This window comes from Actinokineospora pegani, from assembly GCF_009745975.1.
Lineage (GTDB): Bacteria > Actinomycetota > Actinomycetes > Mycobacteriales > Pseudonocardiaceae > Actinokineospora > Actinokineospora pegani.
Genome location: NZ_WHOL01000107.1, coordinates 68273 through 94459 on the forward strand (window position 1 = coordinate 68273; position 26187 = coordinate 94459).

Sequence of the window (26187 nt, forward strand, 5' to 3'; positions counted from 1 at the left end):
ACAAGTCCGGCGGGCCCGTGGTTCTACGAACTGCCAGGTCCGCTCGGCGGTGGGCCCGACCGGACGACGAGGATGAACGAGGAGAGTCGATGGCAAGCACAGGGACGAGCACGGGCGCGGTGGCCGAGGTCACAGACGCGAGCTTCCAGGCCGAGGTGCTCGGCCACGACAAGCCGATCCTGGTCGACTTCTGGGCCACCTGGTGCCCGCCCTGCCGGATGATCGCGCCGGTGCTGGCCGAGATCGCCAAGGACCGCGCCGACTCGCTGGCCATCGCCAAGCTCGACGCCGACCACAACCCGAAGACCATGGCCGAGTACCAGGTCACCTCGCTGCCGACGCTGCTGCTGTTCCGCGACGGCGAGGTCATCCACACGATCGTCGGCGCCCGCGCCAAGACCAAGCTCCTCCAGGAGATCGACGACGCGCTGCGCGCCTGACCCCGGCGCCGGGTCCACTCCACGGGCCGCCGCCCCCACCCGGGGCGGCGGCCCGCGTCGTCGCGCTGGATCGTCCTCTCAGGACCAAGTGGCCGGTGTGCGACGATGGTCGCGTGCGCTACCGCAGACCCGGTTTCGAGTCCCTGCTCGAAGGCCCGTACAACCGGTTCCGCCTCCCCGCCCGAGGTGACGACTTCGCCATCTGGTCCCTGGTCGACAGCGTCTTCCTCGGCGCGAAGGGCCTCCACGGCGACTTCCCGCCCCTGCACCCCAGGCTCCTGCGCCAGTTGCTCGACCACGCCCCCGACCCCGAGTTCCTCGGCCTGCACCACCACCGCCGCTCCCTGCGGGCCGACGAGATAGCCGTGGCCTTCGGCGACCCGCCACCCACCCGCCGGGCCTGGCTCCTGCGCGCCGACGAGGTGGCCCGGGCGTGGGGCCGCCCCCTGCTGGGCCCGGAGGGCCTGGTGGCCGAGGTCCTGGGCCCGGACGCCCCCGGCCACCTCCCGGACCCGCCACCCCCCGCCTTGGCGGGCTAATGCGTAAGCCAGGGCGGTGACCGAGGACAGGCGAAGGGTGCCCAAGATCAATGACCGCCTGGCCGGTGGTCGGCGTATGGGCAGGCCACCGAAGCTGTCCTATTCCGAGCTGGTCACCCTGGCGGTGGCCCAGGCGTTGTCGGGATTCACCTCCGGGGCCACCGCGCCGAGGCGCTGTACCGGCTCGGCCCGTTGTCCCCCCGGCCGTGACCGCTGTACAGGAACCCCGCGTCGCGGGCCCGAGCCGCCGGGGCCACCCGGTGGTGTGGGGCGCCCGCCCGGGTCCGCTGGGGCTGTTCGGCCTCTATCGCTATCGCCGCCGTGGCCACCTGGGGTTGCCCGCCGCGCTCGGCCCTGGCCGCCGTGGTCGACGCCGTTGGCCAGATCCTCGGTGCGGAGCCACGTGTGCGGTCCGCGGCGGTCGAGCAAGCCCCGCAGCCGGCGGCCCTGGTCCTCAGACCTGGCCGACTGGCGGGAGGAGGACGGGGAACCCGCCACGCCGTGCGCGGTGACGGTGGTGCTCGCCCTGACCGAAGCGCACCCGCACACCTGCCCGGGGTCGGAGCTGCCGGGCCCGTGGCCGCGCGGCCTTGCGTCGAGCAGCTACTCGGCCCGGCGGGCGCCGTGTTCGTGCTCGACCGCGCGCTGGTGCGCGGGTCCGGGTCAACAACGCTCCGTTTCCACGTGCCGTCGTGACGGTGTCCTATTTCGTGCCAGGACCGCGGAACGTGGTGCGGTAGGCGGCCGGGGACACTCCGAGGGCGGTGTGGAAGTGCCGCCGGAGGGAGCTGGCGGTGCCGAAGCCGCACTCGGCGGCGATTCGATCGATGGTGTGACTGGTCTCCTCCAGCAGCGCGCGGGCGCGCTCTACGCGCTGCTGGAACAGCCACTCGGCGGGAGAGAGCCCGACCTCGTCGCGGAAGCGGCGGGTGAAGGTGCGTACGCTCATCGCCGCTTGGGCGGCCAGGTCGCGTAGTTGCAGCGGCTGGTCGATGCGTTGAGCGGCCCAGGCGCGCACGGTGCCGGTGGAGGACTCGGGCTCTTGGGGGATCGGGTGCTGGATGTACTGGGCTTGTCCGCCGGGGCGGTGCGGCGGGACGACCGTGCCGCGGGCGACGTCGTTGGCCACCGCGGAGCCGTGGTCGGTGCGGATCATGTGTAGGCACAGATCGATCCCGGAGGCTACGCCCGCGGCAGTGAGCACCCGGCCCTCGTCGGTGTAGAGCACGTCCGGGTCCAGGCGCACGCCCGGGTGCAGGGCGCGGAACTGTGCGCTGGAACGCCAGTGCGTGGTGGCGCGCAGCCCGTCGAGCAGACCCGCCGCGGCGAGCACGAACGAGCCGGTGCAGATCGAGGCGATCCGCGCGTCCGGGCGGATCCGGCACAGCGCCGCGGCCATCTGCGGGGCCAGGTCCTCGGTGGGCCGGTAGTCCTCGTCGGAGGCGGGCAACACGACGGTGTCGGCCAGCGCCAAGATCTCCGGCCCGTGCTTGACGTTCACCGTGATGTCCGCGTCGGTGCGCAGCTCACCGGGCTCCAGCGCGCACGTCGCCACCTGGTAGAGGGGTGCGCCGTGGGCTGAGCGGGCCTGCCCGAACAGCCGCAGGACTATGCCCAGCTCCATCGGCAGCAACCCGGGCCGGACCAGCACGGCGACCCGGTGCGGTGTGCTGTCCTCGAAGGCGGGAATGGCCCGATCTGCGCGCATGATGGCCTTCAGGCTACTCGGCTCCACGCGCGCTGCCGAGCAGGGTGGGAGAACCAGAGCCGAAGGAGGAAGGGATGACCGCACAACGCGTCCAAGCCGCACCCGCCGCCGCGCGCGCTTGGTGGGTGGCCGCCGTCGCGGGGCTGACGATCGTCGCGGCGGGGGCGTTCACCACGGTGCCCGGACTGCTCGTCGACCCGCTCAACCGGGACTTCGGGTGGTCCCGGTCGTCGATCTCGGTCGCGGTGGCCGTGAACATGGTGCTGTACGGGGTCACCGCCCCGTTCGCCGCCGCGCTGATGGACCGGTTCGGCATCCGGCGCGTCGTGACCGCCGCACTGGCGCTGATCGCACTCGGCGCGGGGCTGACGACGATGATGACCGCGGCGTGGCAGTTGACCCTCTACTGGGGATTGCTGGTCGGGCTCGGGTGCGGGTCACTGACCATGACCTTCGCCGTGACGGTCACGAACGCGTGGTTCGTCAAGCGGCGTGGGCTGGTCACCGGCGCGCTGACCGGCGCGAGCCACCTGGGGCAGTTGGCGTTCCTCCCGGTGCTGGCCTGGGTGGTGCAGAACAAGGGTTGGCGGCTGGCGCCCATCGTGTTGTGCCTGGCCGCAGCCGTCGTGGTGGTGTTGGTGTGGCTGCTGCTGCGTGATCACCCGGCCGACCTGGGCCGCAAGCCCTATGGGGCTGAGGAGTTCACGCCGAAGCCGCCGCCCGCGCAGGACTCGGCGGGCCGGGCGATCACTGTGCTGGGCCGGTCCGCGCGCGGCGGGCGGTTCTGGCTCATCGCGGCGACGTTCGCGATCTGCGGGGCCTCGACCAACGGGATCATGTGGTCGCACTTCGCCCCGGCCGCGCACGACCACGGCATGCCGATGACCATCGCCGCCGGGCTGCTGACGGCCATCGGCGTGTGCTCGGCGACCGGCACGGTCATCTCCGGATGGCTCACCGACCGGGTCGACGCGCGGCTGTTGCTCGTCGGGTACTACGCGCTGCGCGCGGTGACGCTGTTCCTGCTGCCATCGATCCTCGCACCGACCGTCGCCCCCTCGATGGTGGTGTGGGTCGTGGTCTACGGGCTCATCGACGTGGCGACCGTGCCCCCGACCATCCACATCTGCCGCAAGCTCTATGGCGACGACAGCCCGGTCGTGTTCGGCTGGGTCAATGCCGCGCACCAGCTCGGCGCGGGCGCGATGGCGCTGGTCGCCGGGATGCTGCGGGACAGTCTGGGGTCCTACGACGCGATGGGCTACTCGGCGGCGGTGCTGTGCGTCGGTGCGGCAGGAATCGCGCTCACGCTCGCCCCTGGCGAGCACGCTCGTGAACGGCCCCCGACGGACGGATCGGCCGTCCAGCAAGCGGACGAGGGGAGCGGCACCCGATCAGCCGACAAGCTGAAAGCGTAGTCGGAGTCTGTCAACGGTTACACGGCAAAGCACTTGTCGTGCAGGCCAGCACCCGCCCTCCCGCATCCGGCGCACGAGCGCTAGGCGGGCTCCGGGTGCCCCAACTCCGTCAGCCACCCGCGCACGACCCGGTGCAACTGCTCCGCCCCCACGATCTCCCCGGGCTCCGCCAACTCCGACGGGTACAGCAGGAACCCCCGCGACTGCCCACCCCCCAACCCGCCATGCGACCCCACGTGCACCTCGAACGGCGAGGCGTCGTCGGTCGCGGGCCGGTACCGGCTGTTGATCACGATGTCCGGGCAGTGCTCGAACCCGTCCGTCCGGCGGATGAGGTCCGCAGCGTGCGGGCCGTACCCGGCCAGCGGGTCCTCGCCCCGCACCGTGTCATCGTCCAGCTCCCGGACGCCGTCGCGGCCCAGGACGAGCGGGCCGCGCTCGCCGCGGACCAGCATGAAGCCCACACCCGGGTGGTCGACGAGGGCCGGGAGCAGGTCGGGGAACTCGCGCTCGATGGTCGCCAGGTCGACGCGGCCCGGGAGGTCGGTGAGCGACACCATCGCGGTGTGGCCGGAGACCACGACCACGACGCCGGGGGCGGCGCGGACGGTCCCCGCGGGTCTGCCCTCGACGGTGCGGTGGCGGTCGGTGGTGGCGGTGCGGGTCACCCGGGCGCGCAGGGCCTTGGCGATGGGGCCCGCGCCGGTGGAGGCCTCGGCCAGGGTGGCGCCGAGTTGCCAGCCCTCGGCGGTCGAGCGCCCGCGGCGGTCCCGGGGGACCTCCGCGCCGCAGAGCCTGCCGACGAGCTGCTCGACCGACTCGCCGAAGCGGTGGGTGAAGGCCTCGCCCTGGGTGACGCCGTGGTCGGAGAGAACGACCAGGTGGTAGCGGCGGGGGGCCAGCCGGGCGGCGCGGTGCAGGCGGCCGATCTGCTGGTCGATGGAGCGGACGACGGCCAGGGCGTCGAAGCGCTCGATGCCGGTGTGGTGAGCCACCTCGTCGTAGCCGAGGAAGTCGGCGTAGACCACCGGACGGCCCTCGAGCATGTCGCCGATGAGCGCGGAGACCACCAGGTCGCGGGCGATCACCGTCGTGCCCGCGCGGGCGAACGGGTAGAACCCGCCCCGGTTGACCCGCGGGGTGACCCCCGCGCGGCGCTGGCGCACCGACGCGGACACCTCGCGCAGCACGTCGACGACGAAGGAGCCGAAGGTGCGCAGCAGGTTGGCCGGGTTGGCGAAGTAGGCGTACCAGCCCGCGCCGATCGCGTCACCGCGCTTGGTGGGGCCGCTCAGCAACGGGACGGCGCTCATCGTCATGCTGGTGTAGTCGGCGTCGCCGGTGAACAGCCCGCCGCGCGCCGCGCCGCCGTTGGCCAGCAGGCCGCGGCCGTCGGAGTGCCTGCGCTCGATCTCGGCCGCGTCGACCGGGTGCGCGCACGCCATGACGTGGTCGCGGTCCTTCTCGTACCAGCGGAAGCCCAGGATGTCCTCATTGGACCCGTGCAGCAGCCCGCACACGCTCGCCCCGGTCTGCGAACTCCAGTCGCAGTGCCAGTCGGTGAGGGTGTGGCTGCCCTCGGACAGCCAGCGCGCCAGCGTCGGCAGGTCGCCGTCGCGGACCCCGCGCCGCACGGTGTCGTGGCCCAGGCCGTCGATCTGCAGCAGCAGCACCCCGGGCGGCGCGTCGGCGGGGGAGTCCTCGCCGTCGCGGAGCCTGCGGGCCGCGCGCCGGAAGAAGACCTCGTCCTCGTCCAGGGCCAGGACACTGGAGATCGTGCCCGCGACCGCCGAGACCACCACCGCCACCAGCACCGCCGTGCGCAGGTTCGCGATCTCCACGTACGGCACGGCGAACGAGATCGCCAGCACGCCCGCGCCCAGCAGCAGGAACGAGAACAGCCCGAGGAACAGCACCGCCCCGCGCGGGGCGTAGCGCATGATCAGCGGCCACACCACGCCGGAGAGCAGGCCGACCATCGCCGCGAACACCGTGGGCTGCCACCACAGCGGCATCGCGAAGTCGACCAGCCCCCGTTCGAGCAGGTGCAGCGCCACCGCCACCAGCAACCACACCAGCAGCACCCGGGCGACGACCCGCCCGCCCCGCACCAGCCGCCCGCTCGACTCACCGGTCACGGGCGCCCTCCCGCTTCCGGCGCACGAGCGCCTGGACGCCGCCGATCACCAGCGTCACCAGCAGGATCAGCATCGTCGCCACCAGCGTGGCCACCAGCGGGTTGTCGAACAGGCCCCCGCTGAGCACGCCCAACGCCGCGTACGCGACCGCCCACAGCAGGCACGCGCACGCCGCGGCCGGGACCAGCCGCCGCCACGGGTAGTCCAGGGCGCCGGCCGCCAGCAGCGCCGGGATGCGCCCGGCGGGCACCATCCGCCCCACCAGCACGACCAGCCAGCCGCGCCGGGTGAACCGGTCGCGCGCCGCGGCGAGCTTGTCGGGGGACTGGCGGCGCTCGAAGAACCTGGTCAGCGCCCCGCGCCCACCCCGGCCCGCGCCGAAGGTGACCAGGTCGCCGACCAGCGCGCCCAGGGCCGAGAACAGGACCACCAGCCACAGGTCGAGGTCGCCGCCGCTGACCGCGACCGCCGCCCCCGCGCCGACCACCGCCCCGGTCGGGATCACCGGGATGATCGACCCGAGCAGCACCCCGGCGAAGACCACCGGGTACCCGATCGACGACGGGTGCGTCCAGTCGATCCCGAAGAACCCGCTCACCGCACCCACCTGCCCAGCGGCACGTCGTGCCCCGGCTCGGTCACCAGCACCCGGGTGGCCACCCCGGACCGGGCCACGGCGTCGGCGAACCGCCGCGGCGGTTCCACCAGCAGCCTGCGCATCCGCCCCCGCGCCAGCCCCGCCACGGCCAGCGTCCCCCAGTGCACCGGGACCGCGACCGCCGGGCCGATCAGCCGCACGGCCTCGGCCGCGCGCACCGGGTCCAGGTGCCCCGGCCCCAGCGTCGGGCCCCAGCCCCACACCGGCAGCAGCGCCACGTCGACCCCGGCCAACTCGGCCATGCCGGGGAACAGGTCGGTGTCGCCCGCGGCGTAGACCCGCCTGCCCCCGCCGTCGACGAGGTGGCCCATCGCCTCGGCCTGCGGGCCGCGGGTCGACCTCGGGCCCCAGCGGTGGCCGGAGTGGGCGGCGGGCACCCCGGTCACCACGAGGCCGCCGTGCTCGAGCCGCTCGCCGGGCGCGAGCTCGTCGACCCGGCGCACGCCCTTGGCGCGCAGCCAGTCGCCCGCGCCGCGCGGCACGACCACCCGGGCGTCGAGCAGCCGCAGCGACGGCAGGTGCAGGTGGTCGCCGTGCAGGTGGGAGAGCAGGACCAGGTCGACGCCGTCGCGGTCGGCGCGGGTCGTCGGGGCGACCACGCGGCGCAGCGCCGAGACCCGGTCGGTGAGCACGGGGTCGGTGAGCACCACGTGCCCGGCCAGCTCCACCCGCACGGTGGAGTGCCCGACGAACCGCACCGCCAGGTCCCGCATGCGGTCGAGTATGTCAGGGCGGGCTGCCGCGGACCCGAGCCCACCTGCTCCGACCGGGTGGCACGCGGTGATCTCGGCGACCCGGGCCTGCCGGGGCGCGCGACCGGTCCCACGATCGCCGCGTGGGCCGAGCGGTCCACCGCGGGGGCGCGGGTGTGGTGCTGGTCGCCGACAGCACGGGCGGGATGTCGCACACCGCCCCGCGGGCCTGGGAGCGGGGTCAACGGCATCTCCACCGGCACCCCGTCCGTCCGCCTTCCAGCCCGTCGCGGTGTGGATCACCCGCGCGGCGGCGTGGGCGGACTTCCCCCGCACACCACGCTTTCCGGCCCGGCGCGCGGGACGCCCGGACGCGTTCCTGCGCCATCTCGCCGACAAGTGCGTGACGGCCGTCATAGCCCCCGGTAGGCCGGTCGGCTGATGTTTCGCCCGTGTGGAGGGTGTTATGGTCCCGCTGCTCTGCACAACTGAACACACCGCCTGTGACGAGGAAGCCGGTCGAAATCCGGCACTCGGCCTCGCGGTCGCGGCGAGCCGCACCACCAACCCGTGGCTGCTGGCCACGATCGTCGCCGTCGCCTGCTACGTCGTCGCCGCCCGGCGCACCGACGCCCCGTGGGCACTGGCGTTCCGGATGTACCTGTGGCTGGGCGCGGTCATCGTCGTCATGCGGGTGGTGTTCCGGCTGGTCTTCGGCGGGGCCGAGGGCTCCACGATCGTGCTGAGCCTGCCGGAGATCCCGCTGCCCGCCTGGGCCGCGGGCATCCGGCTGCTCGGCGGCTTCTACGACGGGCTGCGGCTGGCCACCATGGTGGTCTGCCTCGGCGCGGCCAACGCCCTGGCCAACCCCAAGCGGCTGCTCAAGGCGCTGCCGCCCGCGCTCCACGAGGTCGGCACGGCGGTGGTCGTCGCCCTGTCGGTGTTCCCGCAGCTAGCCGAGAGCGTGCTGCGCGTGCGGCGGGCGCGCAGGCTGCGCGGCGGGTCCCGCAAGGGGTTCAAGGCGCTGCACACCATCGTCATCCCCGTCCTCGAGGACGCCCTCGACCGGTCGCTGCGGCTGGCCGCGTCGATGGATTCGCGCGGGTACGGCCGCTCCGGGGCCGTGCGCGGCCGCCCGCTCGCCGGGGCGCTGATGATCACCGGCTTGCTCGGGGTGTGCGTCGGCGTCTACGCCACCCTCGACGGCACCACGCCCCGCTTCCTGGCCGCGCCCGTGCTCGTCGTCGGGCTGGTCGTCGCGCTCATCGGCTTCCGCGCCGCCGGGGCCAGGGTCCGGCGCAGCCGTTACCGGCCCGACCGCTGGCGCGCCCCCGAGGTCGTCGTCGCGGCAGGCGGCGTGCTCGTCGCCGTGGTCCTGTTCGCGACCTCCTCGATCGACCCGGCCAACCTCAACCCGTCGCTGACCACCCTGTCCTGGCCGCTGCTGTCGTGGCCGCCGCTGGGCGGGGTCGGGCTCGGCGGCAAGGGGTTGGCCACCCTGTCCTCCAGCGGGTCGACGGCCGGGGCCCCCGCCCTGACCTGCTGATCCCATGCGCTGCCGTGGGGCCGCGCGGCTGACATGCTGGACCCAGCGGCCGGGCCCCGAGGTGCGGACGGGGCCCGGCCGCGCTGGTTCACGCGTCACAGGGGCGGTAATCGACCGGTTCCCAGATCGCCACGGAGTCCTTCGGCGTGGCCGCCTGCCCCGGCAGGCACAGTTGCAGCCCCACGGGCAGCTCCATGTTCCGCGGACCCGGCCGCACGTCGTTGGTGCGCCGCACCCCGGAGGCCTCCACGGCGGTCACCCGCTGCACGTCGGTCGTCGGCCACACGGCGCCCGCGCCCGGCCGCATCCCGTCGCAGATCGCGGCGTACCCGCCGACCCGCGCGGTGATCCCGTCCTGGGCGTCGAGCTCCATCCCGCACGAGGTCACCAGGTGCACGTCCACCTTCGGCATCGGTTCCCGGGTCTGCGCGGGCCACAGCGTCTCCATGTGCCGCAGCACGCCCGGCCCCGACATCCGGTGCCCGAGCCTGCGCATGTGCTCCAGGCACACCTCCAGCCCGAAGGTGATCGGGTCGCCGTTGCTGTCGTTGACCCCGTGCACGGCGAACGCGTGCCACCGCCAGAACTCCCAGTCGCCCATCACCTGCTGGTAGGCGGCGTTCAGCGCGGCGTCGCGGTTGGTATTGGTGCCGGGGGCCGACCCGTCGTAGTCGATGTGCGACATGAGCTGCTTCTGGTTCGTCGTCGCCGAGACCACCGTGGGCAGGCTCGCCGGGTCCCGGTTGCCCTCCTGCTCGGCCTCGCTCAGCTCGGTCGGGACGCCGCCGCGCAGGGCCAGGACCGTGTTGAAGTACAGCGGGTACCCGGTGCCGGAGTCCGCGGCTGGTCGGTGCCAGAACATCGTCCCCGGCACGACCAGCCAGTTGTTGAACTCCTTGGTCTGGAAGAACGGCTTGAGCACCTTCTCGGTGATCTCGGGCAGCACCGCGTCGCCGTTGGGGTAGCTGTCGAGCACCGGCGTCGCCCCCTGCGCGGGGCCGCCGTAGCGGAAGAAGAACTCCGGCGCCACGAACACCTTGAGCGTGTTGTCGCCGCCGATGCGGCTGCTCTGGTCGTTGCGGACGAAGTCCGCGGCCGCGCACAGCGCCTTGGCCCTGGTCGTGGCGTCGGCGGTGTACGGGTCCGCCGTGCCGGTGGGGATGACCTGGGTCAGGGTGGAGGTCTGCACGCCGTAGCCGATGAACTGGATCTTGGTGTAGTTCGTCATGGGGGCTCCTCGTCGGGGGTTCGCGGGCGGTGGGGACCAGGGCGGCCCGGCGGCGCGGGCAGGTGCGCCGCCGGGCCTGGTGCGCCGCTCAGGCGCTGCCGGTGGTGATCTTCCAGAGGTTGGTCGAGTCGAGCGTGGCGACCATGTCGAAGGTGCCGTCGTAGGGCACCGGCGCCTCGTTGGTGATCTGCTCCACGTCGAGCACCTCGCCCGGCTCGAACGTGCCCGCGGTGACCCAGTACTCCGGGTGCGGGCGGAACACCAGGTTCATGTTCGGCTGGGCCTGCACCGCGAACACCCCGGCGTTGGACATGCCGATGCCGACCGTGGCCGAGGCGTTGGGGATGGTCGACAGCTCGCGGACGTAGAGGTTGCCCAGCTCCGGGGTGCCCGCGGCGCTGCCGGGCACGAAGCGGAACGCGCCGTCGCGGAAGTCGAACTGGACCTGGTTGTTGTTGAGGTTGTCCGGGTCGGCTGGCAGGGTCTGCTGGGCCTGGAAGGTCACGCCCGGCTGCAGGGAGCCGGTCTGCGACCACACGAAGCTGTAGTCCAGCGTCCAGTTGAACCGCACGGTGGTGCCCGGCCAGGCAGGCGCGGTCAACCAGGCCAGCGACATCGCGTCGGGCACGCCGAGGTCGACGGCCTTCTGGTAGACGCACAGGTCCTGGTACTGGGTGGAATTGTTCACGACGGTGAGGGAATAGTTCGTCGACATTGTGCGCTCCTCGGGGGTCATTAGCACAGGTGTAGTCCGACGTCGAAGCGGGGCGGCCCGAATTAACCGAACAGCGGGCAGCTCTTCCCGACGCCTCGGGGAAATGGCGTATTCAGCGCGACACGGCTCGTTGCGCGCGTCCTTCGCGCGGCGCAACAAGTCCTGCCTCCGGTACTGTCTGGACAGTCAGCCAGGGCGGCCGGAGTTCGGAATCTCCCTTTCGGGTTTCGCAATTCCGAGCGCCACATCAGTAGACACGCGCGGCAATGCGACGGTCAAGGAGAAGGAACATCGCTCGATGGGGTCGGCGAAATGATTACAGAACGCGATCCGCGCGGCTGGGGCGCGGGACACAGAACGCTTCCGGGCCAGTGACGCAAGCGGTCGCGGCGTGAGCTGCGCGGAGTGCGGACGGCCCAACCCGAGGCCCGCGACGGGCAGGCCGCGGCTGTACTGCTCGGCCGCGTGCAGGCAGCGCGCCTACCGCGGCCGCGCCGCGGAGCGCCCACCCGACGGACTGCGCGTCGACCTGGTCGACCTGGCGTTGCGCCTGCGCGCGAACGCCGACCAGCTCGCCCTGCTGGCCTGGGGGTGGACACCGCCGCCGGGGGCGGCCGAGCTCGCCGTCGACCGGCTGCTCGACGACACGGTCCGGATCGCCACCCGGCTGTCGGCTCTGCTCGGGGAGCGCGGGCCCCGACGGAACGCGTGACGAAACCCGTCGCGCGGCGCTGGGCCGAACGGTGCAACGCATACGGCTGTCTGGGTGGCCGCGCGCGGCGCGCACACTCCCGATTCCGGATACGCGCAGGTCGGTCCCACCCGCCCACCGGGTGAGGCCGACCTGCTCTTCCGCTCCGGGCTATCGCTTGTGGACCCCGCTCAGGCCTTCCCGGCCACCGGTTCGGCGGCGGGCGCGGCCTGCGGCACCGGCGCCGCGCGACCGGGCAGGAAGGCCGCGATCAGCGCCGCGACCAGCCCCGCGGCCGACCCGATGGCGAGGATGACGCGGAAACCGGTGGGGGAGGGCAGGTCCACCGGACCGAACCGCAGGGTCATGGTCGCCAGCACCGCTCCGGCCACCGCGCTGCACACCGACGTGCCGATCGAGCGCATCAGGGTGTTGAGGCTGTTGGCCGCCGCCGTCTCCGAGATCGGCACGGCGCCCATCACGAGCGCGGGCATCGCGCCGTAGGCCAGGCCGATGCCCGCGCCGATCACCGTCGAGACCAGCACCAGGTGCCAGAGCTGCGACATCAACGCCACGTTGAGCGCGTACCCGGCCGCGACGACGAGCGCACCGGTGATCAGCGTCGTCTTCGGCCCGCGCAGCCGCGACAGCCGCGCCGACACCGGCGCCATCGCCATCATCACCAGCCCGGACGGCGCGAGCACCAGGCCCACGGCCACCATCGGCTGGCCGAGCCCGTACCCGGTCGCCCGGGGGAGCTGCAAGATCTGCGGCAGCACCAGCGACATCGCGAACATCGAGAACCCGAACACCGCCGAGGCCAGGTTGGTCAGCAGCACCTGCGGCCGCGCGCTGGTCCGCAGGTCGACCAGCGGCGCGCCCGCGCGCAGCTCCCACCAGCCCCACACCAGCAGCACCACGACCGCGACCGCGAACAGGCCCAGGGTCATCGCGCTCGTCCAGCCCCAGTCCGAGCCCTTGGAGATCGCCAGCAGCAGGCTCATCAGGGCCACCGACAGCCCCACCGCGCCGGGGAAGTCGAACTGCCCGCCCGAGCGCACCGGCGACTCCGGCACCACCGCCAGCACCAGCCCCGTGCCCAGCACACCCAGCGCCGCCGCGAGCCAGAACAGCGCGTGCCAGTCGACGTTGTCGGCGAGCAGCGCCGCGGCGGGCAGGCCGAGCGCGCCGCCCACCCCCAGCGACGCGCTCATCAGCGCGATCGCCGAGCCGAGCCGCTCGGCGGGCAACTCGTCGCGCATGATGCTGATGCCCAGCGGGATCACCCCGGAGGCCATGCCCTGCAACGCCCTGGCGACGATCATCGGCGGCAGCGTGTCGCTCAGCGCGGCCAGCACCGAGCCCGCGATGAGCAGGCCGAGGCTGACCAGCAGCATCCGCCGCTTGCCGAACATGTCGCCGAGGCGGCCGACCGTCGGGGTGGCCACGGCGGCGGCCAGCAGCGTCGCGGTGATCGCCCACGCGGTGTCGGCGGGCGCGGCCCCGAGCAGGTCGGGCAGCCGGGGCACCAGCGGGATCACCACGGTCTGCATCAGCGAGACGGTGATGCCGCCGAAGGCCAGCACGGCGATCACGGCGCTGGGGTTGCGCACCTTGGGGGCCGCCGCGGGGGCGGTCGTGCGGGGACGAGGCATACCCGCGAGTTTAAATCAGTCGCTTGACTTAGTTTCACCCCGTCGCTTCACTGGGAGTGCGGAACCCATCACGCCCGAACTCCGGGAGGACGCCCACCATGACCGTCGCAGCCGAGCGGACAACGGCCCCACCAGCCAGGACTGGCGGCACGGCTACCCGGGACGCCGGCGACGCCCCGGTACGGTGGTGACCGTGGTGACCGACGTCGGCAGGACCCAGCGCGCGGGGCAGGTGGACGCCACCCGCCAGCGGCTGCTGGACACCGCCGAGCGGCTGTTCGCCGAACTGGGCTTGGCCGCCGTGTCGAACCGGCAGATCAGCGCGGCCGCGGGCCAGGGCAACAACGCCGCCGTCGGCTACCACTTCGGCGCCAAGGCCGACCTGGTGCGCGCCATCATCGAGCGGCGCACCGCCACCATCGAGGCCATCCGCGAGTCGATGGTCGAGCGGGTTCGCGGCTCGCGGGACCTGCGGGACTGGGTCAACTGCCTGGTCCGCCCGGTCACCGCGCACCTGGACAGCCTCGGCGGGCCCACCTGGTTCGCCCGCTTCGGCGCCCAGGTCACCGCCGACCCGGCCTTCCGCTCGATGAGCGCCGAGGTCGCGCTGGCCACCCCGTCGCTGCGCACCGTGCTCGACGGCCTCGACGCCTGCCTGGCCGACCTGCCCGAGGACGTGCGGCGCACCCGCTGGGACATGGTGCGGCTGCTGATGACGCACGGCTGCGCCGAGCGCGAGCAGGCCTTGGCCGACGGCGGCCTGACCACCGGCGCCGACTGGGACGCCGCCGCCACCGGGATGGTCGACGCCCTCGTCGGCCTGCTGCGCGCCCCGGTCACCCCACAGGACTGACCCCCGCCTTCCCCCGCGACGCGATCCCGCCACAGGAGAGCGATGAGTGCCGTGCTGGACGGCCTCGCCGCGGCCGGCGCACCTCGACCGCGGCGCCATGACCCGCACCCTGGTCGACCACACCCGCGCCGAGCGCGAGGCCGCGCTCGTCCCCGCCACCACCGGCCGGTGGCTCGCCCCGGTCACCGGCCCCGACCCCCGAGGAGCACGCCCATGACGGCCGACACCACCGACGCGATCCCGGAGTACCCGATGAGCCGGGCGCCCGGCTGCCCGTTCGACCCGCCGCCGCGGCTCGCCGAGCTGCGCGAGCACGACCCGATCACCCGCGTGCGGCTGTGGGACGGCACGACGCCGTGGCTGGTCACCCGGCACGCCGACCAGAAGGCGCTGCTGCGCGACCCCCGGGTCAGCGCCGACATGACCCACGACGACTACCCGCGCCAGGCGCCCGGCCCGAAGCGGACGCTGAGCTTCATCGGCATGGACGCCCCGGAGCACCCCCGCCTGCGGCGGATGCTCAGCGCGGACTTCGCGATCAAGCGGGTGGAGGACATGCGCCCGGCCGTGCAGCGCGTCGTCGACGACTGCGTCGACCGGATGCTGGCAGGTCCCAACCCGACCGACCTGGTCGAGGCGTTCGCGCTGCCCGTGCCCTCGCTGGTGATCTGCGACCTGCTCGGCGTGCCCTACGCCGACCACGACTTCTTCCAGGACAACAGCAAGGTCCTGATCAACCGCGGGTCCACGCCGGACGAGCGGATGGCCGCCTCCGGGCGGCTGCACCACTACCTCGCCGACCTGCTGGCCGCCAAGCGCGCCGACCCGCGCGACGACATGCTCTCCGGGCTGGCCGGGCGGGTGGACGCGGGCGAGCTGTCCGCCACCGAGGCCACCGAGATGGCCGTGCTGATGCTCATCGCGGGCCACGAGACCACGGCGAACATGATCTCGCTGAGCACCCTGGCCCTGCTGCGCGACCCGGACCAGCTCGCCCTGCTGCGCGACGGCGACCAAGACGTGGCCAAGACGGCCGTCGACGAGCTGCTGCGCTACCTGACGATCACCCACGGCGGCAGGCGCCGGTTCGCCACCGAGGACATCGAGATCGGCGGACGGGTGATCCGCGCGGGCGAGGGCATCGTGCTGCCCAACGAGAGCGCCAACCGCGACCCGGAGGTGTTCGCCGAGCCCGACCGCATCGACCTGCTCCGCTCGTCCCGGTCGCACCTGGCGTTCGGGTTCGGCGTGCACCAGTGCCTCGGGCAGCCGCTGGCCCGGCTGGAGCTGGAGGTCGTCTACCGGACGTTGTTCCGCCGCGTCCCGACGCTGGCGCCCGCCACCGACTTCGACACGGTGCCGTTCAAGCACGACGGGTTCGTCTACGGCCTCTACGAGCTGCCCGTCACCTGGTGAGAACGCGCGAACGCCGGTCCCCGGGGTGCTCGGGGACCGGCGTTCGCGTGCTTCACCGCTGCGCGGACTGCTCCGGCTGCTCGGCCAGGGTGACCGCGATGTCGAGCGCGTCGACGTCGGCGGCCTCGAGGGTCAGCGACGCGACGTTGCCCGCGGTGGCCAGGTCGGCCTGGATGCGGGCGATCGCGTCCACAGTGGCCTGCCTGCCGCGGATCACGACGGTCTCGACCGGGACCCGCATCGACCGCTTGCTGTCCGACTTGGCCTTGCGCACCGCGCTGATCACCGTGCTGGCCAACGCCATCAGCTCATCGCCCTGGCCCGCGCCCGCGGACGGCGTCGGCCACTCGGCCAGGTGCACCGAGCCCTCGTGCCACCACGACCAGGTCTCCTCCGCGCTGTAGGGCAGGAACGGCGCGAACAACCGCAGCATCGTCGACAGCGCCGTGCGCAGCGCCAGCCGCACCGACTCGGTGGCCGCACCGCCGTCCTTGGCGTAGGCGCGGTCCTTGACCAGCTCCAGGTAGTCGTCGCAGAACTGCCAGAAGAAGCGTTCGGTGCGCTCCAGCGCGGTGGTGTACTCGAACGCCTCCAGCGCCTCGGTCGACTGGCGCACGACGTCGTCCAGCGCGGCCAGCATCGCCCGGTCCAGCGGCTCGGTCACCTCGGCGGCCGCGGTCGGCTCGTCGAAGCCGAGGACGAACTTGGCCGCGTTGAGCAGCTTGGTCGCCAGCCTGCGGCCGATCTTCATCTGGCCCTGGTCGAAGGCGGTGTCGGTGCCCGGCCGCCCGCTCGCCGCCCAGTACCGGACCGCGTCGGAGCTGAACTCCTCCAGCAGGCCCATCGGGGTGACGACGTTGCCCTTGGACTTCGACATCTTCTTGCGGTCGGGGTCCAGGATCCAGCCCGACAGCGTGGTGTGCCGCCACGGCAGGGTGTCCTGCTCCAACTGCGCGCGCAGCACGGTGGAGAACAGCCAGGTGCGGATGATGTCGTGGCCCTGCGGGCGCAGGTCCATCGGGAAGGTCCGCGCGAACAGGTCGGCGTCCTCCTCCCAGCCGCAGGCGATCTGCGGGGTCAGCGACGAGGTGGCCCAGGTGTCCATGACGTCCGGGTCGCCGGTGAACCCGCCCGGCTGGTCCCGCTGCTCGGCGGTGTAGCCCGGCGGCACGTCGGAACTGGGGTCGATCGGCAGGTCGGCCTCGGTGGGCAGGATCGGCTGGTCGTGGCGCGGCTCGCCCTGGTCGTCGACCGGGTACCAGATCGGGAACGGCACGCCGAAGAAGCGCTGGCGGCTGACCAGCCAGTCGCCGTTGAGGCCGCGCACCCAGTCGTCGTAGCGGGCCTTCATGTAGGCCGGGTGCCAGTTCAGCTCGGCGCCGCGGGCCAGCAGCTCGTCCTGGTGGGACTTGGAGCGGATGAACCACTGCCTGCTGGACACGATCTCCAGCGGCTTGTCGCCCTTCTCGAAGAACTTGACCGGGCGCACGATCTTGCGCGGCTCGCCGTCGAGGTCGCCGGAGTCGCGCAGCAGCCCGACCACGCGCTCGCGTGCGGTGTGGACGGTCGCGCCGACCAGCTCCGCGTAGGCCTTGAGGCCCTCGGGGGAGTCCAGTCCGGACGGGGCGTCGGCGAGCACGCGGCCGTCGCGGCCGATGATCGTGCGCGCGGGCAGCGACAGCTCGCGCCACCACTGCACGTCGGTCAGGTCGCCGAAGGTGCAGCACATGGCGATGCCCGCGCCGCGGTCCATCTCGGCGGCCGGGTGGGCGAGCACCGGGACCTCGACGCCGAAGACCGGCGTGCGGACCGTGGTGCCGAACAGCGGCTGGTACCGCTCGTCGTCGGGGTGCGCGATCAGCGCGACGCACGCGGGCAGCAGCTCCGGGCGGGTGGTCTCGATGAAGACCTTCGCGTCACCGGGGGCGTGGAAGGAGATCCGGTGCCAGGCGCCGGGGTGCTCGCGGTCCTCCAGCTCGGCCTGCGCCACGGCGGTGCGGAAGCCGACGTCCCACAGGGTCGGCGCCTCGGCCTGGTACGCCTCGTCCTTGGCCAGCAGGCGCAGGAACGCCCGCTGCGACGCGCGCTGCGACCGCTTGCCGATCGTCGTGTACTGGTGCTTCCAGTCGACCGAGAGGCCCAGGCGCCGCCAGACCGCCTCGAACGCCTTCTCGTCCTCGGCCGTGAGCTTCTCGCACAGCTCGACGAAGTTGCGGCGGGAGACGTCGACGGGCTTGACGCCCTTCTTGGTCACCGGCTCCGGCTCGGCGAAGTCCGCGTCGTAGGGCAGCGAGGGCTCGCAGCGCACGCCGTAGTAGTTCTGCACCCGGCGCTCGGTGGGCAGGCCGTTGTCGTCCCAGCCCATCGGGTAGAACACCTGCTTGCCGCGCATCCGCTGGAAGCGGGCGACGATGTCGGTGTGGGTGTAGGAGAACACGTGCCCCACGTGCAGCGAGCCGCTGGCGGTCGGGGGCGGCGTGTCGATCGAGAATACCGCCGCGCGCTCAGCGGTCCCGGGGAACGAGTAGGTCCCCTGCTGCTCCCACCGCTGCGCCCACGTCGCCTCAAGCCCGTCCAGGGACGGCCGCTCGGGCACGTTCGGCGTGGTCTCGTGCACGTCCTTTGCCACCTCATCAACGCGAAATCAACCGCGAAATCGTCGGAACCCTCATCGCGAACACCACCGCGCGCGGCCCCACCGGTGCGGGGGCTGCGCGCGGGTTTCCAGCCTACCAACCCCCGATCAGCGGTTTATCCGCGTGCCCGGATGTGCCCCTCGACCCCGTCGAGCAGCCGCTGGAGACCGAAGGCCAGGTCCGGGGCCGTGGAGGTCTCGTCGCCGCCCTGGTCGTCCGGACCGGTCATCACCGCGGCCAGGGCGGGGAACTCGCCGCCCGCCACGGCGGCGGCGATCCGCTCGAGGTAGGGCGTGCCGGGGCCCGCGGCGCGCAGGTCGAGGGTGATCCGGGCCAGGTCGCGGATGGCGCCCATCAGGAAGGTGGTGGTGGACAGCGCCTCCTGGCCGGTCAGGCCCGCCCCGGTCAGCGCGGCGAGGGAGAACTCCAGCCAGGCGAGCTGCGCGCGGCTCGACGGCGGAGCGGTGGTCTGCACCCTGGGGACCCAGGGGTGGCGCAGGTAGACCGCCCACAGCGCGTCCGCCCAGCGGGTCATGCCCGCCCGCCACGGCTCGCCGGGCTCGGGGGCGGGGGCGCCCGCCGCGGCGTGGTCGACGGCGGCGGCCATCAGCTCGTCCTTGGTGGCGACGTAGCGGTAGAGCGACATCGTCGAGTAGCCGAACTCCTTGGCCACCCGCTGCATGGACACCGCGTCCAGGCCCTCGGCGTCGGCGACCCGCACGGTCGCGGCCGCGATCTGCTCGACGCTGAGCGACGGACGGGGCCCGCGCCGCCCTGGTGCCGCCACCCCGACCTCCCTCGTTGACCGCCGTGGGAATCCGTGTATAGCATACGCGCTAATCTGTGTATGGCATAAACAGTTTGGGGTGGGCAATGAACGGACCCGTGGTCGCGGTGCGCGGCCTGGTGAAATCCCTCGGCGGGCGGCGGGTGCTCGACGGGGTGGACCTGGAGGTCCCGGCGGGCGGCGTGCTGGCGCTGCTCGGGCCGAACGGGGCGGGCAAGACCACGGTCGTCCGCGTGCTCAGCACGCTGCTGCGCCCGGACGCGGGCACGGTCGTGGTCAACGGCCACGACGTGGTCGCCGCGCCGCACCGGGTGCGCGGCACGATCGGCCTGACCGGGCAGTACGCCGCCGTCGACGGGCTGCTGACCGGTGCGGAGAACCTGCGGATGATGGCCAGGCTGGCCCGTCTCGGCCGCCGGGCCGCCCACGCCCGCGCCGACGCCCTGCTGGAGCGGTTCGACCTGGTCGAGGCCGGGGGGCGGCAGGTCCGGGCCTACTCCGGCGGGATGCGCAGGCGCCTGGACCTGGCCGCCAGCCTGGTCGCCCGCCCGCCGCTGCTCGTCCTGGACGAGCCGACCACCGGCCTGGACCCGCGCAGCCGGGCCACCCTGTGGTCGGCCATCCGCGAACTGCTGACCGAGGGCACGACCGTCGTGCTCACCACCCAGTACCTGGAGGAGGCCGACCGCCTCGCCGACCACGTCACCGTGCTCGACGGCGGCCGGGTCGTCGCGGAGGGCTCCCCGGCCCGGCTCAAGGCCTCGGTCGGCGCCGACCGGCTCGAACTGGGCTTCGCCGACGCCGCCGCCGCGTCCTCGGCCGCCGACCTGCTCGGCGGCGCCGCGACCGGGGCGTCGGTGTCGTTGGCGCTGTCGTCGGTCCCGCACCTGCGCGACGTGCTCGCCGCGGTCGACCCGGTGACGGTCGCCATCGCCAAACCCACCCTCGACGACGTCTTCCTCGAACTGACCGGAGGCCGCCGGTGATCACCGACTCCCGCGTCCTGGTGGGGCGCTGCCTGCGCCACCTCCTGCGCAACCCCGAGCAACTGGTCACCACGGTCGCGCTGCCCGTGGTCCTGCTGCTGACCTTCCGCTACCTGTTCGGCGGCGCCATCGACGGCGGCACCGGCGCGTACGCCGACTACATCGTCCCCGGCCTGTTCACCCTCGCGGTCACCTTCAACGCCACCACGACGACCGTCGCGGTCGTGACCGACCTGAGCGAGGGCATCGTGGAGCGGTTCCGGTCGATGCCGATGGCCGCGCCCGCCGTGCTGGTCGGGCACGTGGTGGCGGCGCTGGTGCGCAACCTGCTGTCCGTCGCCGTCATCGTCCTGCTCGGCCTGGTGGTCGGCTTCCGGCCCACGGCGGACGCGGGGGAGTGGTTGGCGGCGCTGGGCGTGCTGACCCTGTTCATCGTCGCGATCTCGTGGGCCTCGGTGGTGTTCGGCCTGGTGTCGCGATCGGTGGAGACGGCGACCGGGCTGAGCCTGGTCCTCGTGTTCCTGCCGTACACGAGCACCGCGATGGTCCCCGCGCACACGCTGCCCGCCGCGCTGCGCGTGGTGGCCGAGCAGCACCCGATCACGGCGGTCATCGAGACCGTGCGGGGTCTGGTGCTCGATGCCCCGATCGGGCGGCACTGGTGGGTGGCGCTGCTGTGGTGGTGCGGGCTGGTGGCCCTGCTCGTGCCGCTCGCGGCCGTCCTGTTCCGGAAGCAGGCCGCGCGATGACACCGGCGCGCCCCGCGTCGGGATCGCGGTCGGTGGCCGTGCCGCTGGTCGCCGCGGCCACGCTGCTCAGCGGGCTGGTCTGGGTGCTGTCGTGTCGGGGCGGGCCGACCGCGAAACCCGGCCCGGCCTGCTGCGGTGCGCGGACCCCTCGCGCGTCCACCTGACAAAGTCGCGCTCCCGGGCGTTCCCGCTGCTAGGTTCGCTGGGTCGGTGCGCGATCTCGCCGCGACGAGGTCGTCGCCTGCGCCCGCCGCCACCTCGACGCCGATGGGGACCCATGAGCGAGCTCGACCAGCACGTCGACACCGCGCGCCGCGCGACCCGGGTCGCCGGGGACTACTCGCACGTCCTGCTCGTCCGCGACCTGCCCGCCCCGGCGGGCGAGGTGTGGTCGGCGCTGACCGAGCCGGACCGGATCAGCCGGTGGTTCCTGCCGGTCAGCGGCGACCTGCGGGTCGGCGGCGCGTTCACCGTCGAGGGCAACGCCGAGGGCGAGGTCCTGGTGTGCGAGCCGGACTCGCTGCTGCGCGTCACCTACGGCGCCCCGGACAGCGTGGTCGAACTGCGCCTGAGCGGTTCGACCACGCTGGAACTGGAGCACACCGTCTCCTTGGACGTGGCCGACGGCGCGGGCGCGCTCTACGTCGGGCCCGGCTGGGACATCAGCATGCTGTGGCTGCTCAAGCACCTGGACGGGACGCTGCCCGACGACCCGGTGGCCGCGGAGAACAGCCTGGCGGGCCAGCGGTACTCCGCGCAGGCCGTGCACCGCTGGGCCGACACGCTCACCGGCCTGATCGCCCCGGACGCGCTGGCCTCGGCGGTCGACGAGTCGCTGGCCCAGTACGCGCCGGACCTGCCCCGCCCGGCGTAGGCTGGACCGGAAGGCACACCGGACTCTGGGGGTTTGACGATGCCTCGCACGATGCTGTCCGCAGGTGGGATCGATTACCAGGACACCGGCGGCGATGGCCCGGTGCTGGTCCTCACCCACGGCTTCCCGATGGACCACACCCAGTGGCGCAAGGTCCTCCCACACCTCGACGGCTACCGCTGCGTCCTGCCGACCCTGCCGCTCGGCGCCCACCGCACCCCGATGAACCCCGACGCCGACCTGTCCCAGCGCGGCCTGGCGCACCTGCTCGCCGACTTCCTCGACGCCCTCGACCTGCGCGAGGTCACCCTCGTCATGAACGACTGGGGCGGCCCCCAGTTCCTGGTCAGCGAGGGCCGGGCCGACCGCGTCGCCCGCCTGGTCCTGGTCGCCTGCGAGGCGTTCGACAACTTCCCCCCGCCCCCCGCCCGCCCCCTGACCCTCCTGTGCGCCCTCCCCGGCGGCGTCCGCCTGATGATGGCCCTGACCCGCACCAAGTTCTTCCGCCACAACAAGAAGGCCTTCGGCGCCGTCAGCCGCACGGGCGTTCCCGATGCGGTCCTCGACGCCTGGTTCGCCCCCGCCACCGCCAGCAAGGACATCCGCCGGGACCTGGCCAAGTTCGCCGCGGGCACCCCCGAGCCGTCCACCCTCTTGGCGTGGTCCGCCCGCCTGGCCGACTTCGACCGCCCGGCCCTGGTCGTCTGGGCCCCGGACGACCTCATGATGCCCCCCGACCACGGCCGACGCCTGGCAGAGCTGTTGCCGCAGGGGCGGTTGGTCGAGATCCCGGGCAGCTCCACCCTCATCCCGGAGGACCAGCCGGACGAACTCGCCCGCGTCCTCAAGGACTTCCTCGCGGAGGCTTAGGACGGTGTTGTGCTGAGCTCCCCAGTGGACCGCGTCCGCGGCGTGCGCGGATCAGGTGTCGCGCTGGGACCCGCTCGACGGCTGCCGTGGACACCGGCCCGCCCACCCGCGGCGATGGCGTCCCCTCGGCAGGCGGCGGATCTCGTGCGGCCTCGCCTGGTGATCCCGGGCATGATGGGACAGGACCGACAGCGCAGAACCCCGTGGAGTCAGCAGAATGCGACGCGAAGTCCAGATCACCACCCCCGACGGCACCGCCGCGGCGACCGTCCACCTCCCCGACGGGGAGGGTCCCTGGCCAGGTGTGGTGATGTTCCCGGACGCGTTCGGGTTCCGCGAGACCTTCCGGGAGATGGGTGACACGCTGGCGGCCAGCGGGTTCGTGACCCTGGTGCCCGACCTGTACTACCGCAGCCCCGGCTGGGCCCCGTTCGACCCGGCCACCGCGTTCGGCGACCCGGACGAGCGGGCCCGCCTCGGGGCGCTGATGGGGTCGCTGATCGACGACCCGGGCCGGGTCATCGCCGACGTCCACGCCTACGTGGACTTCCTGCTCGCCCTGCCCGAGGTCGACGGCGCCGCGGTCGGCACGACCGGGTACTGCATGGGCGGGTGGATCTCGCTGACCGCCGCGGGCGAGCTGGGCGCCAAGATCGCCGCGGCCGCGTCCTTCCACGGCGGCAAGCTCGCCGTCGAGGACGACCCGGTCAGCCCGCACCTGGCCGCGGGCCGGATCTCGGCCACCGTCTACGTCGCCGGGGCCGAGGAGGACGACTCGTTCACCCCCGAGCAGGCCGACTTGCTCGACCGCGCGCTGACCGACGCGGGCGTGGAGCACACCGTCGAGTTCTACTCCGCCCGGCACGGCTTCGCCGTGCGCGACAACGCCACCCACGACGCCGCGGCCGAGGCCCGCCACTGGGGCGCCCTGGGCACCCTCTACGGCGGCACGCTGCTCAAGTCCTGACGCGCCGGTGCCCGCCCCCCGGACCAGGGGGCGGGCACCGTGGCGGCGGTCAGGTGGGGGGCTGCTGGTCGTTGCCGCCGGTGCGGCGCAGGTGCTCCTTGGCCTTCTCGGTCGCGCTGTCGATCTTGTCCGAGTGCTGGCCGAACCGGCCCTTGGCGGCCTCGCCCGCCTTGTCCACGCCCTGCTCGGCCTTGTCCGGGTTCTTGCCCAGCGCTTCCTTCGCCTTGTTCTTCAGGTCGTCGAGGTTCACGGTTCCTCCTCTGGTCGGAGATCTCTTCCTCGGGGGAGGTGCCCGTTCCGCGGCAGTCTCACCATCACCCGTTCGGTGGATGGCGGTGAACGGGCTCGCCCCGGTCCCGGTCTGGCCGCACCAGCGGGAGTAACCGGGGCGGTCGCCGGGTATCTCCGGTCCGTGGTCCATGACGACGCCGAGGCCAAGGCCCTCTTCCCCGAATTACGCGACGACGTGCGCGTGGACGCCTCAGACGAGGAGGAGCCGGTCCTGCTGCGCGCGGACGGCTCTCCCGTGCAGACCTGGCGGGAGAACTATCCGATCGCCGACCGGATGGACCGCGCCGAGTACGACGCGCTCAAGCGCCGCCTGCAGATCGAACTGCTCAAGCTGCAGTACTGGCTGCAGGACACCGGCCAGCGAATGCTGATCCTGTTCGAGGGCCGCGACGCCGCGGGCAAGGGCGGCACCATCAAGCGGTTCACCGAGCACCTCGACCCGCGCGCGGCGCGCGTGGTGGCCCTGGGCAAGCCGTCCGAGCGCGAACAGGGCCAGTGGTACTTCCAGCGCTACGCCAAGCACCTGCCCGCCGCGGGGGAGATGGTCCTGTTCGACCGCTCCTGGTACAACCGCGCCGGGGTCGAGAGGGTCATGGGCTACTGCGACGACGAGCAGTACCAGCGGTTCCTGCGCCAGGCCCCCGCCTTCGAGGACATGCTCGTCGACGACGGCGTGCTGCTGGTCAAGCTGTGGTTCTCCGTGTCGCGCGCCGAGCAGCGGACCCGCTTCGTCATCCGCCAGGTCGACCCGGTCCGGCGGTGGAAGCTCAGCGTCAACGACATCGCGTCCCTGGACCGCTGGGACGACTACACCGAGGCCAAGGTGGCGATGTTCCGGGCCACCGACACTGACCAGGCCCCGTGGACCGTGGTCAAGAGCAACGACAAGAAGCGCGCCAGGATCGAGGCCATCCGCCACGTCCTGGCCCGCTTCCCCTACCCCGGCCGCGACGAGGAGGTCATCGGCGACCCCGACCCCCGCATCGTCGGCCCCGCCGCCACCCTGCTCGAACCGGGCGAGGAGGACTCCGACCTGAGCCCCACCCGGCTGGCGTCCGGCGCCGAGGGCCCGGGGGAGCACCCCGACGTGGCCTGAGCGCCCAGCTTCTCCACAACCCTGCGAGCCGCGATCGACTCCGGCATCGCCAACCCCCACGGCATCGTCCTCACCAGCCGACCAGCGCACTGCCCACCGCAGTCCGCGAAAGCAGCTACGAGGCTGCCCCTAGGGTGGGCTGATGACGTCGGTCAAGCGGTTCCAGGTCACCTTCGACTGCGCGGACCCCCAGCGCGTCGCCCGCTTCTGGTGCGAGGTGCTGGGGTACGTCGTGCCACCGTCGTTGGAGGAGCACGCGGCGGGCCAGCGTTCGGCGTTCGCCTGCGTCGACCCCTCCGGCACGGGTCCGCGGCTGTACTTCCAGCGCGTTCCCGAGGGCAAGGTCGTCAAGAACCGGGTGCACCTCGACGTGCGGGTGGGTGTCGGGCTCGTGGGGAGGAGCGCCTCGCCGCCCTCGAGGCCGAGTGCGCGCGGCTGGTCGCGCTCGGCGCGGTGCGCGAGCGACTGCTGCCCGCCAACGACGAGGACGAGTCGTGCCTGGTGATGCTGGACGTGGAGGGCAACGAGTTCTGCCTGGACTGAGTGCCGCGGCCCAGGCGGCGGGTGGTCACGGGTCCAGGCCCAGCCTCCGCAGTTCGGTCGCGGCCAGTGCGGCGACCGCGTCCGGGTCGGCGGCGCGCCAGCCGGTGGCCAGGCCCTCGGTCCGGGCCAGGCGGGGCAGGGAAGAAGTCACCAGCGCGCGGAGCGCCAGCAGGTCGTGGCCCTCGCTGCCGCAGGAGCGCAGGCGGGCGGCCGCGCTCGCCTCGCGGACGTAGCGGAAGCGGCGGGGCAGCCACACGATGAGCACGAGGGTGGTGGGCAGGGCGACGAGGGCGATGGTGACCCACAGCGCCAGGCCCTCCACCGCCTCGACCTGCCACTGGCCGGCGGCGGTGAGCTGGTCGGCCGCCGAGGAGCCGGTGTTCAGCGCGCCCGCGACGTCGTCGCCGACCAGGGGGATGCCGTTGGCCTTGCCCGCGGCGTCGGCGAAGGTGTTGTGCAGGTCGTTGCCCGCGGTGATCAGGCCGTTGCCTGGGCCGCGCAGTTCCAGGACGCGGTCGCGCACCTCGCGGGCGAGCAGCGCGGCCAAGGCGATGAGCAGGACGACCACCAGGTCCGCCACCGCCTGGCGGGTGCGGCGGCCGGGTTCTTCGGCGTAGAGCTTCACCGGGTGGGGGTACCCCGCGCCACCCGTGCTCAGCTAGGCCGAACAGCGCTGATCGGGGGGTTCTTC

The 26187-nt window shown here is 73.1% G+C and carries 25 protein-coding genes and 1 pseudogene; 15 read left to right on the top strand and 11 right to left on the bottom strand.

Annotated features, from left to right (window positions below):
* The first annotated feature begins 89 nt into the window (after window positions 1–89).
* A complete protein-coding gene (gene trxA / locus GCL84_RS20305) occupies window positions 90–440 on the top strand; it encodes a thioredoxin (protein WP_156757106.1) in 351 nt (116 codons plus the stop codon).
* A 113-nt stretch (window positions 441–553) separates the two neighbouring features.
* On the top strand, window positions 554–979 hold the full coding sequence (locus tag GCL84_RS20310; protein WP_156757107.1) for a hypothetical protein: 426 nt from the start codon (window positions 554–556) through the stop codon (window positions 977–979).
* A gap of 703 nt (window positions 980–1682) precedes the next feature.
* Here GCL84_RS20310 and GCL84_RS20315 read toward each other — a convergent pair.
* The gene (locus GCL84_RS20315; protein WP_156757108.1) at window positions 1683–2687 is read right to left on the bottom strand and encodes a GlxA family transcriptional regulator; all 1005 of its coding nucleotides are present in this window, start codon (window positions 2685–2687) and stop codon (window positions 1683–1685) included.
* 74 nt (window positions 2688–2761) lie between these two features.
* Between GCL84_RS20315 and GCL84_RS20320 the strand changes: the two genes are divergently transcribed.
* Window positions 2762–4105: an MFS transporter gene (locus GCL84_RS20320; RefSeq protein WP_156757109.1), complete on the top strand. Its 1344-nt coding sequence runs from the start codon at window positions 2762–2764 to the stop codon at window positions 4103–4105.
* An 80-nt stretch (window positions 4106–4185) separates the two neighbouring features.
* On the opposite strand, the gene GCL84_RS20325 is transcribed toward GCL84_RS20320, so the two are convergent.
* The 3 genes from GCL84_RS20325 to GCL84_RS20335 are packed head-to-tail and all read right to left on the bottom strand — an operon-like array spanning window position 4186 to window position 7614.
* The gene (locus GCL84_RS20325) at window positions 4186–6243 is read right to left on the bottom strand and encodes an alkaline phosphatase family protein (RefSeq protein ID WP_156757110.1); all 2058 of its coding nucleotides are present in this window, start codon (window positions 6241–6243) and stop codon (window positions 4186–4188) included.
* The gene (locus tag GCL84_RS20330) at window positions 6233–6841 is read right to left on the bottom strand and encodes a DedA family protein (RefSeq protein WP_328618783.1); all 609 of its coding nucleotides are present in this window, start codon (window positions 6839–6841) and stop codon (window positions 6233–6235) included. The genes GCL84_RS20325 and GCL84_RS20330 overlap by 11 nt, the downstream gene beginning before the upstream one ends.
* On the bottom strand, window positions 6838–7614 hold the full coding sequence (locus GCL84_RS20335) for an MBL fold metallo-hydrolase (RefSeq protein WP_156757111.1): 777 nt from the start codon (window positions 7612–7614) through the stop codon (window positions 6838–6840). The genes GCL84_RS20330 and GCL84_RS20335 overlap by 4 nt, the downstream gene beginning before the upstream one ends.
* A 445-nt stretch (window positions 7615–8059) precedes the next feature.
* Here GCL84_RS20335 and GCL84_RS20340 point away from each other — a divergent pair, with 445 nt between their 5' ends.
* Entirely contained in the window at window positions 8060–9139 is a 1080-nt protein-coding gene (locus tag GCL84_RS20340) for a CbiQ family ECF transporter T component (RefSeq protein WP_156757112.1), read from the top strand.
* 88 nt (window positions 9140–9227) lie between these two features.
* On the opposite strand, the gene GCL84_RS20345 is transcribed toward GCL84_RS20340, so the two are convergent.
* Window positions 9228–10367: a hypothetical protein gene (locus GCL84_RS20345; protein ID WP_156757113.1), complete on the bottom strand. Its 1140-nt coding sequence runs from the start codon at window positions 10365–10367 to the stop codon at window positions 9228–9230.
* 88 nt (window positions 10368–10455) lie between these two features.
* Window positions 10456–11082 carry a protein rhiA gene (locus GCL84_RS20350; protein ID WP_156757114.1) on the bottom strand — a complete coding sequence of 209 codons (627 nt, stop codon included), beginning with the start codon at window positions 11080–11082 and terminating at the stop codon, window positions 10456–10458.
* A 391-nt stretch (window positions 11083–11473) separates the two neighbouring features.
* Between GCL84_RS20350 and GCL84_RS29425 the strand changes: the two genes are divergently transcribed.
* A complete protein-coding gene (locus GCL84_RS29425; protein ID WP_197523390.1) occupies window positions 11474–11794 on the top strand; it encodes a hypothetical protein in 321 nt (106 codons plus the stop codon).
* A 170-nt stretch (window positions 11795–11964) separates the two neighbouring features.
* Here the strand turns inward: GCL84_RS29425 and GCL84_RS20360 are convergent, their stop codons facing one another.
* Window positions 11965–13428, bottom strand: a complete 1464-nt coding sequence (locus GCL84_RS20360; protein WP_156757115.1) for an MFS transporter — start codon at window positions 13426–13428, stop codon at window positions 11965–11967.
* A gap of 193 nt (window positions 13429–13621) precedes the next feature.
* Between GCL84_RS20360 and GCL84_RS20365 the strand changes: the two genes are divergently transcribed.
* Both GCL84_RS20365 and GCL84_RS20370 read left to right on the top strand, forming a co-directional pair.
* Window positions 13622–14281, top strand: coding sequence for a TetR/AcrR family transcriptional regulator (locus tag GCL84_RS20365; protein WP_235926502.1), 660 nt, complete (start codon window positions 13622–13624; stop codon window positions 14279–14281).
* 213 nt (window positions 14282–14494) lie between these two features.
* Complete coding sequence (locus GCL84_RS20370; protein WP_156757117.1) at window positions 14495–15697, top strand: cytochrome P450; 1203 nt, start codon at window positions 14495–14497, stop codon at window positions 15695–15697.
* A gap of 52 nt (window positions 15698–15749) precedes the next feature.
* On the opposite strand, the gene valS is transcribed toward GCL84_RS20370, so the two are convergent.
* Window positions 15750–18314, bottom strand: coding sequence for a valine--tRNA ligase (gene valS / locus GCL84_RS20375; protein WP_197523391.1), 2565 nt, complete (start codon window positions 18312–18314; stop codon window positions 15750–15752).
* A gap of 134 nt (window positions 18315–18448) precedes the next feature.
* Entirely contained in the window at window positions 18449–19120 is a 672-nt protein-coding gene (locus GCL84_RS20380; RefSeq protein ID WP_235926503.1) for a TetR/AcrR family transcriptional regulator, read from the bottom strand.
* Between the two features lie 86 nt (window positions 19121–19206).
* Between GCL84_RS20380 and GCL84_RS29430 the strand changes: the two genes are divergently transcribed.
* From GCL84_RS29430 to GCL84_RS20405, 6 genes are all read left to right on the top strand, one after another.
* The gene (locus GCL84_RS29430; RefSeq protein ID WP_197523392.1) at window positions 19207–20106 is read left to right on the top strand and encodes an ATP-binding cassette domain-containing protein; all 900 of its coding nucleotides are present in this window, start codon (window positions 19207–19209) and stop codon (window positions 20104–20106) included.
* The gene (locus GCL84_RS29435; RefSeq protein ID WP_197523393.1) at window positions 20103–20855 is read left to right on the top strand and encodes an ABC transporter permease; all 753 of its coding nucleotides are present in this window, start codon (window positions 20103–20105) and stop codon (window positions 20853–20855) included. Before GCL84_RS29430 ends, GCL84_RS29435 begins: the two co-directional genes overlap by 4 nt.
* Window positions 20852–21019, top strand: a complete 168-nt coding sequence (locus tag GCL84_RS20390; RefSeq protein WP_156757118.1) for a hypothetical protein — start codon at window positions 20852–20854, stop codon at window positions 21017–21019. Before GCL84_RS29435 ends, GCL84_RS20390 begins: the two co-directional genes overlap by 4 nt.
* A gap of 113 nt (window positions 21020–21132) precedes the next feature.
* Window positions 21133–21729: an SRPBCC domain-containing protein gene (locus GCL84_RS20395; RefSeq protein WP_156757119.1), complete on the top strand. Its 597-nt coding sequence runs from the start codon at window positions 21133–21135 to the stop codon at window positions 21727–21729.
* A 39-nt stretch (window positions 21730–21768) separates the two neighbouring features.
* Window positions 21769–22599, top strand: a complete 831-nt coding sequence (locus tag GCL84_RS20400; protein ID WP_156757120.1) for an alpha/beta fold hydrolase — start codon at window positions 21769–21771, stop codon at window positions 22597–22599.
* 217 nt (window positions 22600–22816) lie between these two features.
* Complete coding sequence (locus GCL84_RS20405) at window positions 22817–23566, top strand: dienelactone hydrolase family protein (protein WP_156757121.1); 750 nt, start codon at window positions 22817–22819, stop codon at window positions 23564–23566.
* Window positions 23567–23615: 49 nt separating this feature from the next.
* Here GCL84_RS20405 and GCL84_RS20410 read toward each other — a convergent pair whose 3' ends face one another.
* Entirely contained in the window at window positions 23616–23816 is a 201-nt protein-coding gene (locus tag GCL84_RS20410; protein WP_156757122.1) for an antitoxin, read from the bottom strand.
* A gap of 162 nt (window positions 23817–23978) precedes the next feature.
* On the opposite strand from GCL84_RS20410, the gene ppk2 reads away from it, so the two are divergent.
* Window positions 23979–24953, top strand: coding sequence for a polyphosphate kinase 2 (gene ppk2 / locus GCL84_RS20415; RefSeq protein WP_156757123.1), 975 nt, complete (start codon window positions 23979–23981; stop codon window positions 24951–24953).
* A 142-nt stretch (window positions 24954–25095) separates the two neighbouring features.
* Window positions 25096–25496 (top strand): annotated as a pseudogene (locus GCL84_RS20420) (VOC family protein).
* Window positions 25497–25521: 25 nt separating this feature from the next.
* Here GCL84_RS20420 and GCL84_RS20425 read toward each other — a convergent pair.
* Window positions 25522–26121, bottom strand: coding sequence for a hypothetical protein (locus GCL84_RS20425; protein WP_156757124.1), 600 nt, complete (start codon window positions 26119–26121; stop codon window positions 25522–25524).
* Window positions 26122–26187: the final 66 nt, after the last annotated feature.

What these genes read in the sequence shown, in the direction of transcription:
- trxA (WP_156757106.1), top strand. Translation starts at nt 90, where the DNA reads ATGGCAAGCACAGGGACGAGCACGGGCGCGGTGGCCGAGGTCACAGAC.
- GCL84_RS20315 (WP_156757108.1), bottom strand. Translation starts at nt 2,687, where the DNA reads ATGCGCGCAGATCGGGCCATTCCCGCCTTCGAGGACAGCACACCGCAC.
- GCL84_RS20320 (WP_156757109.1), top strand. Translation starts at nt 2,762, where the DNA reads ATGACCGCACAACGCGTCCAAGCCGCACCCGCCGCCGCGCGCGCTTGG.
- GCL84_RS20335 (WP_156757111.1), bottom strand. Translation starts at nt 7,614, where the DNA reads ATGCGGGACCTGGCGGTGCGGTTCGTCGGGCACTCCACCGTGCGGGTG.
- GCL84_RS20340 (WP_156757112.1), top strand. Translation starts at nt 8,060, where the DNA reads ATGGTCCCGCTGCTCTGCACAACTGAACACACCGCCTGTGACGAGGAA.
- GCL84_RS20345 (WP_156757113.1), bottom strand. Translation starts at nt 10,367, where the DNA reads ATGACGAACTACACCAAGATCCAGTTCATCGGCTACGGCGTGCAGACC.
- GCL84_RS20350 (WP_156757114.1), bottom strand. Translation starts at nt 11,082, where the DNA reads ATGTCGACGAACTATTCCCTCACCGTCGTGAACAATTCCACCCAGTAC.
- GCL84_RS20360 (WP_156757115.1), bottom strand. Translation starts at nt 13,428, where the DNA reads ATGCCTCGTCCCCGCACGACCGCCCCCGCGGCGGCCCCCAAGGTGCGC.
- GCL84_RS20370 (WP_156757117.1), top strand. Translation starts at nt 14,495, where the DNA reads ATGACGGCCGACACCACCGACGCGATCCCGGAGTACCCGATGAGCCGG.
- GCL84_RS29430 (WP_197523392.1), top strand. Translation starts at nt 19,207, where the DNA reads ATGAACGGACCCGTGGTCGCGGTGCGCGGCCTGGTGAAATCCCTCGGC.
- GCL84_RS20390 (WP_156757118.1), top strand. Translation starts at nt 20,852, where the DNA reads ATGACACCGGCGCGCCCCGCGTCGGGATCGCGGTCGGTGGCCGTGCCG.
- GCL84_RS20395 (WP_156757119.1), top strand. Translation starts at nt 21,133, where the DNA reads ATGAGCGAGCTCGACCAGCACGTCGACACCGCGCGCCGCGCGACCCGG.
- GCL84_RS20400 (WP_156757120.1), top strand. Translation starts at nt 21,769, where the DNA reads ATGCCTCGCACGATGCTGTCCGCAGGTGGGATCGATTACCAGGACACC.
- GCL84_RS20405 (WP_156757121.1), top strand. Translation starts at nt 22,817, where the DNA reads ATGCGACGCGAAGTCCAGATCACCACCCCCGACGGCACCGCCGCGGCG.